Source organism: Mycobacterium sp. 1482292.6 (assembly GCF_001672995.1).
Lineage (GTDB): Bacteria > Actinomycetota > Actinomycetes > Mycobacteriales > Mycobacteriaceae > Mycobacterium > Mycobacterium europaeum_A.
In genome coordinates, this window is record NZ_LZKV01000249.1 from 1 (window position 1) to 17,480 (window position 17,480).

Genomic DNA, 17,480 nt, shown 5'->3' on the forward strand with positions numbered 1-17,480 from the left:
GGTGGTCTGTCGACTCCAGGTGAATGACCTCAGCGCCCAGCGCGGCGAGAATGTGGGTGGAGGAGGGACCCGCCCACCACGCTGTCGCGTCGAGAATTCGTATGCCCTCCAGAGGAAGTCGCGGTGCACCTTCGGCTCCGGTCGTAATCCTGTTGTGGGCGGGTCCCTCCTCCACCCACATTCTCGCCGCGCTGGGCGCTGAGGTCATTCACCTGGAGTCGACAGACCACCCTGACGGCGCACGGATGGCGGCCGCGGCGTTCGCCGCCCAACCTCAGTGGTGGGAGCGGTCGGGGATGTACTTGGCGACCAACGCCAACAAGCGAGGGCTGACCCTCGACCTGTCTTCCCCCGAAGGCCGGGGGCTGCTTTTCGGCCTTGTCCAATGCTCGGACATTCTGGTCGAGAACTTCTCGCCCCGCGTCTTCGACAATTTCGCCATCACGTGGGAGGCCGTCAGTGAGCACAACCCCCGGATCGTGATGGTCCGCATGCCTGCCTTCGGGCTCGACGGACCGTGGCGCAACAACGTGGGTTTCGCGCAAACCATGGAGCAGATGACCGGAATGGCGTGGGTGACCGGTCACGAGTACGACCAGCCGCGAATCCCCCGAGGCCCGTGTGACCCACTGGCGGGAATGCACTCCGCATTCGCCATGCTGGCAGGACTCCGGCGACGCGACGAAACCGGCCAAGGGTCGCTAATCGAAGTATCGATGGTTGAATCCGCGCTCAACGCCGCCGCCGAGCAGGTTGTCGAATTCACCGCCTACGGGAACCTGATATCGCGATTGGGAAACCGCAGCCGTGACGCCGCCCCACAAGGGCTCTATCCATGCGCGGGAACCGAACGGTGGCTGGCGATCTCGGTTGCCACGGACGAGCAGTGGCGCCTACTCAAGTCGGCTCTGCGCGAACCGGACTGGGCAAACGACCCCGCGTTGGACACTCATGACGGGCGCGTGCGGGCACATGATCTGATCGATAAGCACCTCGAGCAATGGGCTGCCCAATACGATTCCACGGCCGCCGCACAGTTACTCGTTGAACGTGGTGTTCCGGCTGCGGATTTGGCAGACGCCAGGGTCGGTTCGATGCACCCTCAGCTGGCAGCACGGGGCTTCTTCGAAAGCCTCGACCATCCCGTCGTGGGACGGCATCACGTGCCGGCGATTCCCTTCAGGTACCGCAGCGTTGAGACATGGTATCGGTCGGCAGCGCCGACCTTAGGGCAGCACAACGCGAGCATCCTCGGCGACCTACTGGGCCTCGACGCCGCATCGATTGCAGCGCTGACAGAAAAAGGAGTCATCGGGACCAGGCCAGGCGGATTGGACTAGACAACGTGAAACTTCATGTCGACAGGGAAACGTGCCAAGGTCACAGCCGTTGTTACGCGGCGTATCCCGAATTGTTCGACATCGACGACGAAGGGACCGCCTTCGTGATTGTGGAAGATATCCCGTCCGGGTGGGAAGACCGGGCGCACAACGCAATCGCGAACTGCCCGGAGCGTGCCATACATATCCTCGAGGAGTCGCCATGAAGACCAAGGGAGCAGTTCTGTGGGGGCTGAACGAGAGGTGGTCGGTGGAAGAGATCGAACTCGATCCGCCACAGGAAGGCGAGCTACTCGTCGAGTTCGAAGCCACCGGTCTATGCCACTCCGACCACCACATCCGCACCGGCGACATGTTCGGGGTGAGTTTCCCCTTGATAGGTGGGCACGAAGGGGCGGGCGTCGTTCACGAGGTTGGTCCGGGAGTCCGCGATCTGGCGGTGGGAGACCACGTGGTCACGTCGTTCCTGCCGGCGTGCGGCCGCTGCCGCTGGTGCGCCACGGGCCGTCAGAACCTCTGTGATTACGGGGCGATCATCCTGGCGGGGGTCCAGGCCGACGGCACCTTCCGGCGCCGAGCCAGAGGACGGGGCATCGGAGCGCTCTCGGGCGTCGGCAGTTTCGCGCAGTGGGGTGTGTTGTCGGAGGCTTCCGTCGTCAAGATCGACGACGATGTGCCGCTGTCGCGCGCATGTCTTCTCGGTTGCGGCATCACCACCGGCTGGGGTTCGGCCGTGAATACCGCCAACGTCAGTCCCGGCGACGTGGTTCTCGTGGTCGGCTGCGGGGGGATCGGCAGCGGTGCCATTCAGGGCGCGCGGCTGGCCGGCGCGGAGCAGATCGTGGTGGTCGATATCGAGCCGGGCAAGCGCGACAAGGCTTTTGAGTTCGGGGCCACGCACTTTGCCGCCTCGATGCAGGAAGCAACCCAGTTAGTTGGTGAGCTCACGCGCGGGGTCATGGCCGACTCGGCCATCCTCACGCCAGGTGTGCTCGAAGGCGCGATGATCAACGACGCGCTCAACGCGGTGCGGAAGGGCGGTGCCGTGGTGGCGACCGCCCTGGCATCGATGTCCGACGTGACGCCGACGCTGCCGCTGACGTTGTTCACGCTGTTCCAGAAGCGCCTGCTGGGCAGCCTGTACGGCGAAGCCAACCCGCGGGCCGACATCCCTCGACTGGTCAGCCTCTATCGAAGCGGCAAGCTATTGCTCGACGAAGCCGTCACCACCGAGTACAAGCTCGACGACATCAACGAGGCCTACGACGACATGCTCGCCGGCCGCAACATTCGCGGGGTGATCATCCACGAGCACTGATGTGTCGAAAGGCAGATCCGCATCGTCTTCCAGTCCGCGCAGTTGATTCACCTACTCGCAGCGAAAGGATTCATTTCATGTCTTCGCCAGCCGATGTCGTCCGCCACTTTTGCGCTTTGATGGAGACGCGAGACGCCGAAGCGTTACGTCCCCTCCTCGCCGAAGGGGCCGTCTATCAGAACGTGGGAATGCCTGCCTTCACCGGACCGGACGCCATCGTGGAGAACCTGGCGGCCCAGTTCGCTATGTTCCCGGACGCCTACGCCTTCGAGATCGTGAACCTCGCCAGCGAGGGTTCCGTGGTGCTCACCGAACGGCTGGATTACATCCAGACTCCCGATGGACGCAAGCCGGCCATCCCCGTAATGGGGACCTTCGTCGTCGATGGCGACGGGAAAATCACACGCTGGACCGACTACTTCGACCTGAATCTGACGATCAAGCTGCTTCAAGGCGAGGACATCAGCGCCCTGGTGCCCGCGACCGCATGAGTTGGCGCATCGATGATTCGAACTTAACTGAGGATGAGGAGCCATGCGGGTACCAAGGGCCGTCGCCAAATTCAATCGTCGAGTCACCAATCCAGCGGCTCGGTCGATCGCGCCGTGGCTTCCAGGCCTATGCACACTCGAACATGTCGGACGCAAATCAGGCACGCGTTATCGAACGCCGCTGTTGGTATTTCCCACACCCGACGGCTTCGTCGTCCTCATCGGGTACGGGCTGCATTCGGACTGGGTGAAGAATGTTCTGGCCGGCGGACAGGCGGTATTGCGCAGGCGCGGCAGTAGTATCGCCCTGGTCAATCCTCGTCTTGTGAGTAAGGCGGAGGGCGCAGCGATCGTTTCGGGGCCATCAGGGATGTTCTACCGCCTGTTTCCGTACAACCAAGCGGCGATGGTGTTGACCAAGGCCGATTCCACGCACTGACTTCGGGATCACAACTACCCAGTCCAGACACCGGCCGGTGCGGTGCCCCAATACCGACGCGAACGCCGCAGCTCCAAAAGGCTCGCGGGGAGCGTTGAGGATCAACCGAAACAACTGTCAAGCATCAGCCGAAACACTGTCAGGCATCACCCGAAGGCAAAATGTCGCATCACCCGACGTCATACAGGTGGTAAGTGGGGCGGGCGGGGCTCGAACCCGCGACCAACGGATTATGAGTCCGCGGCTCTAACCAACTGAGCTACCGCCCCGACGGGATAGTTCCGTAGGAAACCGTAGCTGAAGACCGAAGCCGGCGTTCGTCGGGCAGCCGGCGCTTAGCCGACGCGCTCGGTGGGCGCCCCGTTGGGGGAACGCCCACCGGCACGGCACCTTTATGTCCCCGAGATTAAGCGGGCCCAGGCCCTTGCTGCCCGGCTTGAGCCTTGATTTTGGGAATCAGCTCAGGCGCGTAGACGAAGATCGCCGACTCCACTTCCCATTCGGCCTGGGCCTGACTCATCGGCGTCGTCCGGGTGATCATGTTGATCAGTTCCTGGCCCTCGCCGTACGGGTTGGGGTTGGCGCGAACCTGATCGGCGAACCAACGGCCCTCGGCGGCCTCATGGCAATCGCTGTAGTCGGCGTTGTGCACCATCTTGTTCTGCGCCAGCAGTTTGACGTACTGGTCGTCGGCGGGAGTCAAATTGCAGGCCGCCGCAGCCCGCGGCGCTGACACCACAGCACCACCGAACATCGCGGCTCCCAGCGCAATGCCGGCAGCCCCCGCCGCCAGCACCTGCACGCGCGATCGTGTCGTTGCCACTTCTGTCGAACCCCCTTATCACGGAATTGCTAGCTTTTCTTTCGCGGCAACGATTGGGTACCACCGGTAAACAGCGCGACAAACGACGATCTCTGCGAACAGCTCGTGAACAGCGCCTAGCTAAAATTACTGTGCGAGAAACTATTCGGGTCCAAACAAGTAACGCGGCGAACCCAAGGCCAGCAACCCCTTGCAGGTGTTGCCGGGGCTCACCGTCAACGGCGCCGTCGAGTTAGTCGACTAAACCGAAAGCGGCCGGAGGGCTAAGCCCTCACGACCGCTTGGGGTTGAAACTCAGAAGGGATTGCGCAGCAATAGCTCTCGCTAAGCGGTCGGCCAGTTCGCCTTCGCGGCTTGGTCTTTGATCTTCGGGATCAGGTCCGGCGCGTAGACGTAGATGGCCGACTCGACCTCCCACTCGGCCTGGGCCTGAGTCAACGGCGTGGTACTGGTGATCATGTTGACCAACTCTTGGCCCTCACCGAACGGATTGGGGTTGGACCGAACCTGGTCGGCGAACCAACGGCCCTCGGCGGCCTCGTGGCAATCGCTGTAATCGGCGTTGTGCACCATCTTGTTCTGCGCGAGCAGGTTGATGTACTGGTCGTCGGCCGGAGTCAGATTACAGGTAGCCGACGCTTGCGGAGCTGACAGGACGGCGCTACCGAGCATCGAAGCGCCCAGCGCTACGCCGGCAGCCCAGACCGATGACACTCGAACTCGCGAGCGCGTACCGGTGGTTGTCATTTCCGAACCTCCCTCTGCGCGGGAACGCAGTCGTTCCGACGCGGCCAAGCTAGAAATCCTGCAAAACAACTGACACGGAAAGCCACCCGGACCGCGGGCCACTGACGCACGATCCATGGCCATCCGGCTCGGGCCACGCTGCCATCTCGTCACCGTCACATATTTGTTCACATAAGTCTCAGTGACCGCGCTTAAGTTAGCGAATGAGCCCCGCACACAGCGGAAACGTACGCTTGCGCGTCCGTGTACGAATGGTTAACATTTCGTGCTCTTGGCACCGGGCAGGCGGACCACCGACCGCTCGACCACGTCGTCCCTCACACGCCAGCGGACGACGTCGCCGGGCCGACAGCTAAGGCCCTAGCGGCTCGGCTGGCGCCGACAGATATCAGCTAAATACCGTCTGGCCGTCCGCGTCGAGCAAGTACCGCTCGGTCCCGTTTTCGACCCGGGGAGCGTCTGCGCCCAATGACACGGCCACCTTGTTGCTGGCATTGCGCATGATGTCGAAGGTGAGCTCGACGGCCTCCACCTCGGAGAACCGTGAGCGCACCTCGACGACATCGTCGGCGACGAGGTGCGCAGGGGTCCAAATTAACCTATCGGCGTACCGCAGCGCTGCTTTAGCGCGGTCGTCGAGCAAACTCGACGATTCGTAGTGCTCGATCTCCTCATACAAGGTCTCCGAACCGCCGGCATCGAGCGCGCCGCCCTCGCGAAGCGAGTTGCATAACCGGCAATTGTGCTGGGCCGCCCCGCGCAACCGGACCAATTCGGAGGTGACCGGGTCGAGCGCACGCATTCGCGCCACCGCGATTAAAAAGTCATTGAACACGAGATCCGCCGGATCGGTCGTGTGATCCCAGCTGATCGGGCCGTCCACCCAGCCCAGATATGGCGCACCGACCCCGAGCGCCTCCAGCCCGGCGCGCACCCTGGGGATGAAGTCGGCGATGTACATCTGCACGACGACACCAAAGGTGGCCTCTCCGAGTTGCTTCCACAACCGTGATCGCTGCGCGGCGGTGATCGACGAGACGTCGGCGCTGAATTGTTCGGCGAATTCGGCGACGGCGGCCTCCGCCGCCGATTCCGGCTCGCCCACTTCGACGCTGGCGGGCAACGGTGGCAGCAACATCGTCTGCGCGCACACCCGGCGGACTAACGCCGCGAGGCGGCCGTCACCCGGAGCCAACGCGACCAGCCGGGTGAGCTGGTCTTCTCGAACCGAAACCGGGGTCGCCATTCGTCACACGCTAGAACGCGTGCTGCCCGGCGGCAATGGATTACCGGGCCTGGCTCACCGAGGACATGTGGAAGTCCGGTATCCGCAGCGACGGCATGGCGGCGCGGGTGGCCCAGTCGCCCCATTCACGCGGCAGCGTCTTTTCGCTGACGCCGGCCTCGGTGGCCCGCCGCAGTAGGTCCAACGGACTCTCGTTGAACCGGAAGTTGTTGACCGCAGCGGTGACCTGGCCGTCCTCGATGAGATAGACACCGTCGCGGGTCAGGCCGGTGAACAACAAGGTGGTGGGGTCGACGACGCGGATGTACCACAGCGTCGTCAGCAGCAGGCCCCGCTCGGTGGCCGCGATCATGTCGTCCCGACTGGCCGTGCCGCCGGTCATCACCAGGTTGTCGGCGGCCACCGCGACGTCGACGTCGTATTTGGCGGCCGTGGCCCGCGGATAGGCCAACGCGTTGATCACCCCCTCGCGGATCCAGTCCACCTGGGTGATCGCCATGCCGTTGTCAAACGCCGACACCGTCTCCGAGGAACTGCTCACCGCGACGAACGGCGTGCAGGCCAGGCCGGGCGCCATCGGATCGGAGAACAGCGTCAGCGGCAGGTCGGTGAGCCGCTCCCCCACCCGGGTTCCGCCGCCGGGCGCCGAAAACGCGGTCCGGCCCTCCTGGGCGCCGCGGCCGGCCATCGACCACGCCATGTAGATCATCATGTCGGCCACCGTGGACGGCGGCATGATCGTCTCGTAGCGCCCGGCCGGCAGTTCGACGCTGCGCTGCGCCCAGCCCAGCCGCGTCGACAGCTGTTCGAGCAGCGAATCGGTTGGCACATCGACGAAGTCGGGTGTGCCGACGCCCGCCCAGGCGCTGGCGTCGCCGCGTTTGGCGTTGATCTCCACCGCACCGGTGGGTTGGGTGAACCGCCGGCGCAAGCCGGTCGATGATGCCAGGAACGTCGTCGAAACACTGTGGTGGGCAAAGCCGTACAGCCGATCCTCGCCGCGGAAGCCACGGCTCAGCGAGTCGGCGACGTCGGAGAAAATCAGGGGGCCGGTGCCGGGCACCGGCGCGTCCCAATCGACGGGCACCCCGCTGTCGGCGAGCAGCGGCGCCGCATCGCCGGCCTCCGGGGCCGCCCCGGCCGCCTCCTGCGACGCCGCCACCAGCCCGGGCAGCACCCGCGGATCGGCCTCGGCGGACACCACCGTGCCGATGCGCGCGATCGACCCGCGACGCACCACGGAAATCACGGTCACGCTGCGGCTCACCGAAACTCCGTTGGTGGTCATCGAATTGCCCGCCCAGCGCAGGGTCGCCTCGACCTTGTCGGTGACCAGCACCATGGTCTCGTCGGCGCGGCCGAGCTTGGCCGCCTCGTCCAGCACGATGTTGACGACGTGCTGCGGGGTGATCATCGGCCGCCCTCGGTCCGGGTGTTGAGCACGTTGACCCCACGGAACAACGCCGACGGGCAGCCGTGGCTGACCGCCGCGATCTGCCCAGGCTGGGCCTTGCCGCAGTTGAACGCCCCGCCCAGCCGCCACGTCGACGCGCCGCCCACGGCTTCCATCGAATTCCAGAAGTCGGTCGTGGTGGCCTGGTAGGCGACGTCGCGTAGCTGGCCGTCGAGGCGGCCGTCACGAATCTGGAAGAACCGCTGGCCGGTGAACTGGAAGTTGTACCGCTGCATGTCGATTGACCACGATTTGTCGCCGACGATGTAGATGCCGTCCTCGACCCGGCCGATCAAGTCGTCGGTGCTGATGTCCTCTGGCGCCGGCTGCAAGGAGACGTTGGCCATGCGCTGGATCGGTACGTGATGCGGCGAATCGGCATACGAGCACCCGTTGGACCGCGGCTGGCCCAGTCGCCGCGCGAAGACCCGGTCGAGCTGGTAGCCGGTGAAGATGCCGTCGCGCACCAGGTCCCAGCTCTGCGCGGCCACCCCTTCGTCGTCGTAACCGATGGTGGCCAAGCCGAATTCGAGGGTGCGGTCGGCTGTCACGTTCATCACCGGCGAGCCGTACCGCATGGTGCCCAGCTTGTCCGGCGTGGCGAACGACGTCCCAGCGTAGGCGGCCTCGTAGCCAATAGCGCGATCGTATTCGGTTGCGTGCCCGATGGATTCGTGAATCGTCAGCCACAGGTTGCTCGAATCGATCACCAGGTCCTTTGGCCCGGGAACAACGCTGGGCGCCTTGATCTTTTCGGCCAGCAACGACGGCAGCTGCGCCAGCTCGTCGGTCCAATTCCACACCTCGTCGCCGGCCAGGACCTCCCAGCCCCGCCCCATCGGCGGGGCCAGCGTGCGCATGGAATCGAAGCTGCCGGCTGCGGGGTCGACGGTCACCGCCTCCAGTGAGGGCAGCACCCGCACCCGCTGCTGGGTGATCGAGGAGCCGAAGGTGTCGGCGTAGAAGGTCTGCTCCTTGACGGCCGTCAGCAGCGCCGACACGTGATTGATGCCGTCGGCGCTCAGCAGCCGCCCGGAGTAGTCCTCCAGCACGGCGATCTTGTCGGTGGTCGAGATGTCGAACGGGTCGATCCGGTAGTTCGACACCCAGGCCGCGTCCGCGTAGACCGGTTCGGGCGCCAGCTCGACGCGCTCGCTGCTCAGCGTCGCCAGCGTGGTGGCCACATGCACCGCGCGCCGGGCGGTCTCGGCGGCCACCGCCGGCACCAGCTCCGCGTGCGAGGCGAATCCCCAGGTGCCGTCGACGATCACCCGCACCGCCAGGCCGACCTCACGGTTGATCACCGCGGTCTCCAGCTCGCCGTCGCGCAGCTGGATGATCTCGGTGATGATGCGGTGAACCCGCAGGTCGGCGTGCGTGGCCCCGGCCGCTTTGGCCGCCGAGAGCGCGGCTTCGGCCAGATCGTGGCGCGGCAGGTCCAGGAAGTCGGCATCGATCCCCCGGTTCGGTGTCACGGCTCCACCGTAACGGCCGCTCACCCCAAACCGCGGCGGCGCCCGCTTTAATTAGCCCATGGCCCATGCGGTACGCGGGATTGTCCCTCGATCCACCGCCCTGGGCTACGCGTTGCTGGCGCCCAGTCTGTTCGGCGTGCTCGCCTTTCTGCTGCTGCCCATCCTGGTGGTGCTCTGGCTGAGCCTGTGCCGATGGGATCTGCTGGGCCCGCTGCACTTCGTCGGCCTGTCCAATTGGCGGTCGGTACTGACCGACGCGGGCTTCGGCAACTCCCTGATCGTCACGATCGTCTTCGTGGCCATCGTGGTGCCGGCGCAGACCGCGCTGGGACTGCTGGCCGCCACCATGCTGGCCCGCCAGCTCCCCGGCACCGGGCTGTTTCGCACCCTGTATGTGCTGCCGTGGATTTGCGCTCCGCTGGCCATCGCGGTGCTGTGGCGGTGGATTTTGGCCCCCACCGACGGCGCCGTGAGCACGGTGCTGGGCCACAGCATCGAATGGTTGTCGGATCCCAGCTTCGCGCTGCCGCTGGTGTCGGCCGTGGTGGTGTGGACCAACGTCGGCTACGTTTCGTTGTCGTTCCTGGCAGGACTGCTGGCCATCCCCGACGAGATCCACGCCGCCGCCCGCACCGACGGCGCCACCGCGTGGCAGCGGTTCTGGCGCATCACCATGCCCATGCTGCGCCCCACGACCTTCTTTGTACTGGTGACCGGGATCGTCAGCGCCGCACAGGTTTTCGACATGGTGTACGCACTGACCGGCGGCGGACCGGCCGGCAGCACCGACCTGGTGGCCCATCGCATCTACGCCGAGGCGTTCGGCTCGGCGGCCATCGGCCGGGCGTCGGTGATGGCCGTGGTGCTGTTCGTGATCCTGATCGGCGTCACCCTGGTCCAGCATCTGTATTTTCGGCGACGGATCAGCTATGACCTCACCTAGTCGACCCACGAATGTGGTGATCTACGCCGGGCTTTCGCTGGGTGCGTTCATCACGCTGGCGCCGTTCGCCCTTGGACTGATGACGTCGTTCACCTCCGCGCATCAATTCGTCACCGGCACGCCGTTGCAGCTGCCGCGACCACCCACGCTGGCCAATTTCGCCGACCTGGCCGGAGCCGGGTTCGGCCGGGCGGCCGCGGTGACCGCGTTGATGACGGCGGTAATCCTGGTGGGCCAGTTGACCTTCTCCGTGCTCGCGGCATACGCCTTCGCCCGGTTGCAGTTCCCCGGGCGTGACGCGCTGTTCTGGGTGTACATCGCGACGTTGATGGTGCCCGCGACGGTCACGGTGGTGCCGATGTATCTCATGATGGCCCAGCTCGGCCTGCGCAACACGTTCTGGGCGTTGGTGTTGCCCTTCATGTTCGGCTCGCCGTACGCGATCTTCTTGCTGCGCGAGCACTTTCGGATCATCCCGAACGACTTGATCAACGCGGCCCGGCTGGACGGGGCCAACACGTTGGACGTGATCGTGCATGTGGTGATCCCGTCGAGTCGCCCGGTCCTGGCGGCGCTGGCGTTGATCACGGTGGTCTCGCAGTGGAATAACTTCATGTGGCCGTTGGTGATCACCAGCGGGCACAAGTGGCGGGTGCTCACCGTCGCGACGGCCGATCTGCAATCGCGGTTCAACTCCCAGTGGACGCTGGTGATGGCGGCGACCACGCTCGCGATCGCCCCGCTCATCGCCCTGTTCGTCGTGTTCCAGCGCCACATCGTCGCCTCGATCGTCGTCTCGGGACTGAAGTGACCCGGCCCCGCTTTTCCACCCTGGCCGCGGCCGCGGTCGCGCTCGTCGCGGTGCTGCTGGCCGCGGCGGCGGCGTTGCTGGATTACGCCGGCCAACCCCACGGCGGCAAGACGGTCGTCACGGTGCGGATCTGGGGCGACCAGATCGGCGCGGCCTACCGAGAATCGTTCCAGGCCTTCACCCGCACCCACCCCGACATCGACGTGCACCTCAACCTGGTGGCCTATTCCACCTACTTCAACACCCTGCGCACCGACGTGGCCGGCGGCAGCGCCGACGACATCTTCTGGCTGTCCAACGCCTACCTGGCGGCGTACGCCGACAGCGGCCGCCTGCTGAACATCGGCGAAGCGCTCGGGCCGCAGGCCGCCTCGGATTGGGAGCGTCCGGTCGTCGAGCAGTTCACCCGCAACGGCACGTTGTGGGGAGTGCCGCAGCTGACCGATGCGGGAATCGCGTTGTATTACAACGCCGACCTGCTCGCCGCGGCCGGCGTCGATCCCGCCGCCCTGAACGCCCTGCGGTGGGGTCCCGACGGGAACGACACTTTGCGCCCCCTGCTGGGCAGGCTCACCGTCGACGCCGACGGAAACCGCGGCGACACACCACGATTCGATGCGGGACGGGTGCGGCAATGGGCATACAACGCGGCCAACGACCCGCAGGGCATCTACCTGAACTACATCGGCTCGGCCGGCGGCGTCTTCCAACGCGGCGACACGTTCGCGTTCGCCAACCCCGCCGCCGTGGCGGCCTTCCGTTATCTGGTCGACCTGATCAACCGCGACCACGTCGCGCCGCCCGCCGCCGACACCAACGACAACGGCGACTTCTCCCGCAACCAGTTCCTGGCCGGCAGGATGGCGCTGTTCCAGTCCGGCACCTACAACCTGGCGCCGGTGGCCCGCGATGCACGGTTCCACTGGGGGGTGGCGATGATGCCCGCCGGCCCGGTGGGCCGGGTCAGCGTCACCAACGGCATTGCCGCGGCGGGCAATGCGGCAACGAAGCATCCCGACGCGGTGCGCCAGGTGCTGGCCTGGATGGGCAGCAGGCAGGGCAACGAATTTCTGGGCCGCTACGGTGCGGCCATCCCCGCGGTGTCCTCGGCGCAACCGGTCTACTTCCGGTACTGGGCCGCCAGGGGTGTGGACGTCACGCCGTTCTTCGCCGTGCTGAACGGTCCGCGCATCGCGGCCCCCGGCGGTGCGGGCTTTGCCGCCGGCAACGACGCGCTGCAGCCGTACTTCGCCGAAATGTTCTTGGGCCGCGGCGATGTGGCGACGACGCTGCAGCGGGCTCAGGCGGCGGCCAACACCGCCGCCGCGCGCCAGTGAGGGCCTAGATCGCTTCCGACGACGCGGGGTCGTTGAGCGCGCTGTGGTGGCGGCCCCAGACGAAGTAGAAGACCAGCGCCAGTAACACCCAGCCGGTGAATGCGATCCAGGTGTACCAGTGCAAGCTGGCCAGGATGTACCCGCAGGCCGCCACCGAAAGGACCGGTGTGACGGGATAACCCGGGACCTTGAACCCCCTTGGCAGGTCGGGCTCGCGTACCCGCAAGACGATCACTCCGACGGACACCACGACGAACGCGGTGAGCGTGCCGATCGACACCATGTCGGCCAGCTTCTGCAGCGGAATGAACGCGGCCAGGGCGGAGGCCACGATGGCGACGATCACCGTGTTGTTCACCGGGGTCATGGTGCGCGCGTTCACCGTCGCGAACCGCGCGGGCAACAAGCCGTCACGGCCCATGGCGAACAGGATGCGGGTCAGCCCGTACATGGTGACCAGTGTGACGCTGAAGATCGAAATGACCGCTCCGGCAGCCAGAATCGTGCTGGCCCAGCCGCCGTGGGTGACGTTGTCAAGAATCGTCGCGAGCCCGGCTTCCTGCTGCCCGGCGAAGTTCTGCCAGGGCTGGGTGCCCAGCGCGGCCAGCGAAACGAAAACGTAGACGCCGGTGACGGTCAGCAATGCGCCGATGAGTGCGCGCGGCATGGTCTGCTGCGGGTTCTTCACCTCGTCGCCGGCGGTGGACACCGCGTCCAGGCCGATATAGGAGAAGAAGATGGTGCCGGCCGCCGAGCCGATGCCGGAAACACCGAAAGGCGCGAAGTCACGCAGATGGCTCGCGTCGAACGCCGTGAACGCGACAACACCGAAGACGACGAGCACGCCGAGTTTGATCATCACCATGATCGCGTTGACCTTGGCCGACTCGCTGGCGCCGCGGACGAGTAACAACGCGCACAAGACAATCAGCACGACCGCCGGTACGTTCAGATAGCCGGTTTGCGCATCCCACGGCGCGGCCGAAAAGGCTTGCGGCAGTTGGAATCCCAGGACGTTGCTCAGCAGCTTGTTCAGGTAGCCGCTCCAGTTGACTGCGACCGCGGCGGTCGCCACGCCGTATTCCAGCAGCAGGCAGGCCGCCACGGCCACGGCCACGACCTCCCCCAGCGTGGTGTAGGCGTAGGAATACGACGATCCCGAAACAGGCACCGCCGAAGCCAATTCGGCGTAGCAGACCGCGGCGAGGCCGGCGGCGAGGCCGGCGAGCAGGAAGGAGACGATCACCCCCGGGCCGGCCTCTGGGACTGCCTGCGACATGACGAAGAAGATCCCGGTGCCGATCGTCGAGCCGACCCCGAACATGGTCAGCTGGAAGGTGCCGATGCCGCGCTTGAGGTGGTCCGCGGCCCCTGGTGCGACGTGTGCACCCGTGACGGGGCGGCGCCGGAGCATCTGCTGCTTGAGGCTGATCGTCGTGGCTGGCAAGTGCCCCTCCTGTGGCCGGATCAGCTGATTATGAAGCAGCCCGTCGGTTGGATACCGCTCATCTGCTCAGTGGAATTGCAGTATCGAGTCGATGACCACTCCGGTGGCGCCCGCGGCGGCGGTGATGCCGAGCGCCACCCAGTCCGCCAGCCTCGGTCGCGCCGGCGCGGCCGCCAGCTGGCCGATGCCGCCGCGGGCGGTGATCGCGTCGCCCATCTCGTCGGCCCGCCGCAGCGTCACGACGATGGCCGCGGTGAGTAGGTCGATCATGTCGCGGGCCTGCTGGCGCCGGCGTGCGCGCCGGCTGCGCGGTTCCTGCGTGGGGCGCAACCGCCGGGCGGCGTAGAGCACCTGGAATTCTTCGATCAACATGGGGAAGGCGCGCAGCGCAAGCGCCAGGGCGACGGCCCATTCGTCACTCGGGATCCGCAGCCACCGCAACGGCCTGCCCAAAGTCGCCAGTGCAGGCCCCATTTCGGCGACGTTGGTGGTCCACGACAGCATGGCGCCCAGCCCGATCAACACGATCGACAGCGCGGTGACCCGCACGAAATGCAGCGTTCCGCCCAGCCCGATGTGCACTCCGGCTATCTCGATCACCGGGCTACCGGCGCCGAGCGCGGCGGTGATGCCACCCACCGCCAGGACAATCCATATCCAGCGCCGCGGCGAGGGCACCGCGCCGCGGGGAATGTGGGCAAGCCGGGCCGCAGTGATCAGCAAGACCAGCATCAGCCCGACGGTGGCCCAGCCGGGGTAGAAGGTCAGCAGTATCGAAACCGCCAGCACCACAAGCAGCTTGGTGCCGGCCCACAGTTCGTGGATCTTCGAGGTCCCGGGTACCGGCACCAGCAGCACCACCGGACGGTGGGTGCGGCGGGTGCGCTCCGGCGCCGCCTTAGTATCCGCCGGCGCGGTCATGGCATCCCTCCCGCCGCGGTCGACGCCGTTTCCAGCGAGCCGTCGCGCAGGAACAGGGCTCGCGGGCAGAGGTCCTCCAGCCCGACGATGTCGTGGGAGATCACCACCACCGTCAGACCTCGTTCCCTGCGCAGGCTTTCCAGCAGCCGCAGCAGGCCGCGCTGGCTGCCGACGTCCAATCCTGCCAGCGGCTCGTCCAGGACCAGCGCCCGCGGCGAGCGGGCCAGCAGTCCGGCCAGCACCACGCGGCGCATCTGGCCGCCGCTGAGTTGGTCGATGCGTCGCTTGCCCATCGCCGGATCGAGCCCCACCGAGATCAACGCCTCGGCGATACGGTCCTTGTCGAGGTGCGAAAAGCCCGCTGCTGATGCGACTTCGGCGTCGACGTGATCGCGCATCAACTGCAGGCGCGCGGACTGGAACGACAGCGCCACCTCACCCACGTGCTCGTGAGTGGGCTCGCCATCGATCAGGCAGGCGCCGCTGGTCGGGTTCGTCAGGCCGGCCATGATCCACGCGAGGGTCGATTTACCCGAGCCGTTGCCGCCGTGGATCAGCACACCGTCGCCCTGCTCCACCACGAAGCTGATATCGCGTAGGGCGACCTTGGACCATGGTGTGCCACTGGCGTATTCATGGCCGACATCGATGAGTTCCAGCACCGGTGTGCTGGAACTGCGATTGACCGCAACGACCGGGGCCGGCGCGGCCGGGGTCTCGGCAGTCACGGTGTTGTCCGGCGAGTCGCTGAGTTTGATGATGCGATCGGCGGAAGCGGCCTCGTTGTCGTAATGGGTGATGTGCACCAACGCCGTCTGGTGCCGTGCGGCGAGACCGGATAGCACACCCAGCAAGGCATCTCGACCCTGCTGGTCGACCATGGTGGTGACCTCGTCGGCGATCAGCAGCGCCGGATCGCGCGCCAGCGCGGCCGCGAGCGCGAGGCGCTGCAGTTCCCCGCCGGACAGACTCCCGGTGTCGCGTTCGGCAAGCCCCTCGAGGCCGACCTCCTGCAGCAATCGGTCGACGTCGATCTCGGCATCCGGCGGCAAACCCCACACCACGTCGTCGGCCACCCGGGTGCCCAGCACCTGACTTTTGGGGTGCTGCAAGACAATCGCGGTGCCGCCCATCTCGCCGAGGCCCACGGTTCCGGGGCGGTCGACGGTGCCAGCCGTCGGTGGCCGACCGGCCAGGATCAGCATCAAGGTGGTCTTCCCCGAACCGTTGGCGCCGGTCACGGCGATGTGTTCACCTGCCCGCACATCGAGACTGACCTCACGCAGCGCGTCTCGCTCGGCGCCGGGGTAGCGGAACCGCACCTTGTCCAGCCGCACCGGCACCGGCCCAACCGGCGTGGTCCGGGTGCGCGCATCGTCGGAGGTGTCCAGCTTGTGCACGTCGGGGATCTTGCGCATCCGCTCCAACAGGCGAGACAGCGCCGACCAGCTGATGAACGAGACGATGACGACCAACAGGACCATGTACGGGAAGATCAGCAACGGCCAGTGCTGGATGCCGTCGGCGACGTATCGCTTCAGCCCGACGCCGACGCCATGCAGGTGCACCCAATTCAGGAACGCCGCGACCCCATTGGCGTTGGCGGTGATGACATCGAAGAACAAGCGCCGCAACCGGGTCAGCACCGCCAGCACCGCGACCCACCCGGCGCCCCACATCACTCCGGCGATCAACGACAACACCGCGACCGTCGGCAAGCCCCGTCCTTTGCGCTTGACGATTCCGCACAATCCGCCGACCCAGGCGCAGTCGATGAGCATGAACAGGCTGCCCAGCCCGGCGATCAGAAAGGCGATCACCCCGCCGGCGACCGTCGCGGCGACCAGCGCGCGGGGGCGATAGCGGTAGGCCAGCAATCCCATGGGCACCGTGCCCAACACGCCCAGACCCTGAGCGAAGGGGATGACCGAGGCGAGGATCTCGATCGCCGCGCAGAGGGCCCCCATGACCGCGGCCTGTGCCAACTCGTTCGGCCGCAGGGACCCTTCCCCAGATCGCCGAAAACGCAGCAAGGTCACTTGGGCGATTCTGCCAGCCTGGCGCAGGAGTGTCCCCTGAAGACGGGTTTGGCGCGCCACGCGTCGTCGTTTTGGCCTCGCTTAGCAAAGCTATGCAACCATGGAGACATGGACAATGTCGTCGATACCGCAAAGCTCGAGGGAGCGCAGGGACTGGGAGCCGATCTGCTCGCCGTGGTCGCGCGGCTCAACCGGCTGGCCACCCAACGCATCCAAATGCCGCTGCCCGCAGCGCAGGCCAGGCTGCTGGCCACCATCGAAGCTCACGGCGAAGCCCGAATCGGTGACCTGGCCTCGGTCGATCATTGCTCGCAACCGACGATGACCACGCAGGTGCGCCGGCTCGAGGAGGCGGGCCTGGTCACCCGGATGGTCGACCCAGGAGATGCGCGTGCGGTCCGGATCCGGATCACGGCCGAGGGCAGGCGCACGCTCAACGCGGTCCGGGCCGACCGCGCCGCCGCGATCGAACCGCAATTGGCGCTGCTCGACTCCGCGGACCGTCAGGTGCTGATGCAAGCGGTCGAGGTGTTGCGCAGGCTGCTCGACAACGCGTCGCTGGCCACCTCCCTGGCGGGCCGGCGTAACACGCTGTGAACGACGCGACGCTGGATGGCGCTCGGTCGGGGGTAGACACTTAAGCGAGCGCG

General features: G+C 66.2%; 18 protein-coding genes, 1 tRNA gene and 1 pseudogene. 9 read left to right on the forward strand and 11 right to left on the reverse strand.

Annotated elements, in window-relative coordinates; genetic code table 11:
* A partial coding sequence (locus A5624_RS29625) for a CoA transferase (protein WP_369827520.1) occupies positions 1 to 208 on the reverse strand: 208 nt, incomplete at its 3' end.
* Between A5624_RS29625 and A5624_RS24955 the strand changes: the two genes are divergently transcribed.
* From A5624_RS24955 to A5624_RS24975, 5 genes are all read left to right on the forward strand, one after another.
* Positions 153 to 1,340, forward strand: coding sequence for a CaiB/BaiF CoA transferase family protein (locus tag A5624_RS24955; protein WP_369827521.1), 1,188 nt, complete (start codon positions 153 to 155; stop codon positions 1,338 to 1,340). The genes A5624_RS29625 and A5624_RS24955 overlap by 56 nt on opposite strands.
* Before the next feature lie 5 nt (positions 1,341 to 1,345).
* On the forward strand, positions 1,346 to 1,546 hold the full coding sequence (locus tag A5624_RS24960) for a ferredoxin (RefSeq protein WP_066872605.1): 201 nt from the start codon (positions 1,346 to 1,348) through the stop codon (positions 1,544 to 1,546).
* The gene (locus A5624_RS24965; RefSeq protein ID WP_066872608.1) at positions 1,543 to 2,658 is read left to right on the forward strand and encodes an NDMA-dependent alcohol dehydrogenase; all 1,116 of its coding nucleotides are present in this window, start codon (positions 1,543 to 1,545) and stop codon (positions 2,656 to 2,658) included. The genes A5624_RS24960 and A5624_RS24965 overlap by 4 nt, the downstream gene beginning before the upstream one ends.
* Positions 2,659 to 2,735: 77 nt before the next feature.
* Positions 2,736 to 3,149 (forward strand): limonene-1,2-epoxide hydrolase family protein, encoded by a 414-nt coding sequence (locus A5624_RS24970; protein ID WP_066872611.1) that lies wholly within the window; start codon positions 2,736 to 2,738, stop codon positions 3,147 to 3,149.
* 43 nt (positions 3,150 to 3,192) lie between these two features.
* Positions 3,193 to 3,588 (forward strand): nitroreductase family deazaflavin-dependent oxidoreductase, encoded by a 396-nt coding sequence (locus A5624_RS24975; RefSeq protein WP_066872614.1) that lies wholly within the window; start codon positions 3,193 to 3,195, stop codon positions 3,586 to 3,588.
* Between the two features lie 195 nt (positions 3,589 to 3,783).
* Here the strand turns inward: A5624_RS24975 and A5624_RS24980 are convergent.
* From A5624_RS24980 to A5624_RS25005, 6 genes are all read right to left on the reverse strand, one after another.
* A tRNA-Ile gene (locus A5624_RS24980) sits at positions 3,784 to 3,857 on the reverse strand.
* Positions 3,858 to 3,994: 137 nt separating this feature from the next.
* A complete protein-coding gene (locus tag A5624_RS24985; protein WP_066872647.1) occupies positions 3,995 to 4,342 on the reverse strand; it encodes a hypothetical protein in 348 nt (115 codons plus the stop codon).
* A gap of 393 nt (positions 4,343 to 4,735) precedes the next feature.
* A complete protein-coding gene (locus A5624_RS24990) occupies positions 4,736 to 5,158 on the reverse strand; it encodes a hypothetical protein (protein WP_066872617.1) in 423 nt (140 codons plus the stop codon).
* A 388-nt stretch (positions 5,159 to 5,546) separates the two neighbouring features.
* Positions 5,547 to 6,404: a carboxymuconolactone decarboxylase family protein gene (locus tag A5624_RS24995; protein WP_066872620.1), complete on the reverse strand. Its 858-nt coding sequence runs from the start codon at positions 6,402 to 6,404 to the stop codon at positions 5,547 to 5,549.
* A 40-nt stretch (positions 6,405 to 6,444) separates the two neighbouring features.
* On the reverse strand, positions 6,445 to 7,818 hold the full coding sequence (locus tag A5624_RS25000; RefSeq protein ID WP_066872623.1) for a TldD/PmbA family protein: 1,374 nt from the start codon (positions 7,816 to 7,818) through the stop codon (positions 6,445 to 6,447).
* A complete protein-coding gene (locus tag A5624_RS25005; RefSeq protein WP_066872626.1) occupies positions 7,815 to 9,332 on the reverse strand; it encodes a TldD/PmbA family protein in 1,518 nt (505 codons plus the stop codon). Before A5624_RS25005 ends, A5624_RS25000 begins: the two co-directional genes overlap by 4 nt.
* 58 nt (positions 9,333 to 9,390) lie before the next feature.
* On the opposite strand from A5624_RS25005, the gene A5624_RS25010 reads away from it, so the two are divergent.
* From A5624_RS25010 to A5624_RS25020, 3 genes are read left to right on the forward strand one after another with little or no spacing between them, the layout of a single operon-like run.
* Complete coding sequence (locus A5624_RS25010) at positions 9,391 to 10,275, forward strand: carbohydrate ABC transporter permease (RefSeq protein WP_066872629.1); 885 nt, start codon at positions 9,391 to 9,393, stop codon at positions 10,273 to 10,275.
* A complete protein-coding gene (locus A5624_RS25015; protein WP_066872632.1) occupies positions 10,262 to 11,086 on the forward strand; it encodes a carbohydrate ABC transporter permease in 825 nt (274 codons plus the stop codon). Before A5624_RS25010 ends, A5624_RS25015 begins: the two co-directional genes overlap by 14 nt.
* The gene (locus A5624_RS25020; RefSeq protein WP_066872634.1) at positions 11,083 to 12,423 is read left to right on the forward strand and encodes an extracellular solute-binding protein; all 1,341 of its coding nucleotides are present in this window, start codon (positions 11,083 to 11,085) and stop codon (positions 12,421 to 12,423) included. Before A5624_RS25015 ends, A5624_RS25020 begins: the two co-directional genes overlap by 4 nt.
* A 4-nt stretch (positions 12,424 to 12,427) precedes the next feature.
* Here A5624_RS25020 and A5624_RS25025 read toward each other — a convergent pair whose 3' ends face one another.
* The 4 genes and pseudogenes from A5624_RS25025 to A5624_RS29635 all read right to left on the reverse strand — a co-directional run.
* Positions 12,428 to 13,870, reverse strand: coding sequence for an amino acid permease (locus A5624_RS25025; protein WP_066872638.1), 1,443 nt, complete (start codon positions 13,868 to 13,870; stop codon positions 12,428 to 12,430).
* Positions 13,871 to 13,936: 66 nt separating this feature from the next.
* A complete protein-coding gene (locus tag A5624_RS25030; RefSeq protein ID WP_066872641.1) occupies positions 13,937 to 14,791 on the reverse strand; it encodes an energy-coupling factor transporter transmembrane protein EcfT in 855 nt (284 codons plus the stop codon).
* Positions 14,788 to 15,672 (reverse strand): ATP-binding cassette domain-containing protein, encoded by an 885-nt coding sequence (locus A5624_RS29630; protein WP_369827522.1) that lies wholly within the window; start codon positions 15,670 to 15,672, stop codon positions 14,788 to 14,790. The genes A5624_RS25030 and A5624_RS29630 overlap by 4 nt, the downstream gene beginning before the upstream one ends.
* A gap of 63 nt (positions 15,673 to 15,735) precedes the next feature.
* Positions 15,736 to 16,032 (reverse strand): annotated as a pseudogene (locus tag A5624_RS29635) (ATP-binding cassette domain-containing protein); the annotation flags it as partial.
* Between the two features lie 906 nt (positions 16,033 to 16,938).
* Between A5624_RS29635 and A5624_RS25040 the strand changes: the two are divergent.
* Complete coding sequence (locus A5624_RS25040) at positions 16,939 to 17,427, forward strand: MarR family winged helix-turn-helix transcriptional regulator (protein WP_066872644.1); 489 nt, start codon at positions 16,939 to 16,941, stop codon at positions 17,425 to 17,427.
* Positions 17,428 to 17,480 lie beyond the last annotated feature (53 nt).

What these genes read in the sequence shown, in the direction of transcription:
- A5624_RS24985 (WP_066872647.1), bottom strand. Translation starts at nt 4,342, where the DNA reads ATGTTCGGTGGTGCTGTGGTGTCAGCGCCGCGGGCTGCGGCGGCCTGC.
- A5624_RS24975 (WP_066872614.1), top strand. Translation starts at nt 3,193, where the DNA reads ATGCGGGTACCAAGGGCCGTCGCCAAATTCAATCGTCGAGTCACCAAT.
- A5624_RS24970 (WP_066872611.1), top strand. Translation starts at nt 2,736, where the DNA reads ATGTCTTCGCCAGCCGATGTCGTCCGCCACTTTTGCGCTTTGATGGAG.
- A5624_RS24965 (WP_066872608.1), top strand. Translation starts at nt 1,543, where the DNA reads ATGAAGACCAAGGGAGCAGTTCTGTGGGGGCTGAACGAGAGGTGGTCG.
- A5624_RS24990 (WP_066872617.1), bottom strand. Translation starts at nt 5,158, where the DNA reads ATGACAACCACCGGTACGCGCTCGCGAGTTCGAGTGTCATCGGTCTGG.
- A5624_RS29630 (WP_369827522.1), bottom strand. Translation starts at nt 15,672, where the DNA reads ATGGTCGACCAGCAGGGTCGAGATGCCTTGCTGGGTGTGCTATCCGGT.
- A5624_RS24995 (WP_066872620.1), bottom strand. Translation starts at nt 6,404, where the DNA reads ATGGCGACCCCGGTTTCGGTTCGAGAAGACCAGCTCACCCGGCTGGTC.
- A5624_RS25030 (WP_066872641.1), bottom strand. Translation starts at nt 14,791, where the DNA reads ATGACCGCGCCGGCGGATACTAAGGCGGCGCCGGAGCGCACCCGCCGC.
- A5624_RS25000 (WP_066872623.1), bottom strand. Translation starts at nt 7,818, where the DNA reads ATGATCACCCCGCAGCACGTCGTCAACATCGTGCTGGACGAGGCGGCC.
- A5624_RS25040 (WP_066872644.1), top strand. Translation starts at nt 16,939, where the DNA reads ATGGACAATGTCGTCGATACCGCAAAGCTCGAGGGAGCGCAGGGACTG.
- A5624_RS25015 (WP_066872632.1), top strand. Translation starts at nt 10,262, where the DNA reads ATGACCTCACCTAGTCGACCCACGAATGTGGTGATCTACGCCGGGCTT.
- A5624_RS25010 (WP_066872629.1), top strand. Translation starts at nt 9,391, where the DNA reads ATGGCCCATGCGGTACGCGGGATTGTCCCTCGATCCACCGCCCTGGGC.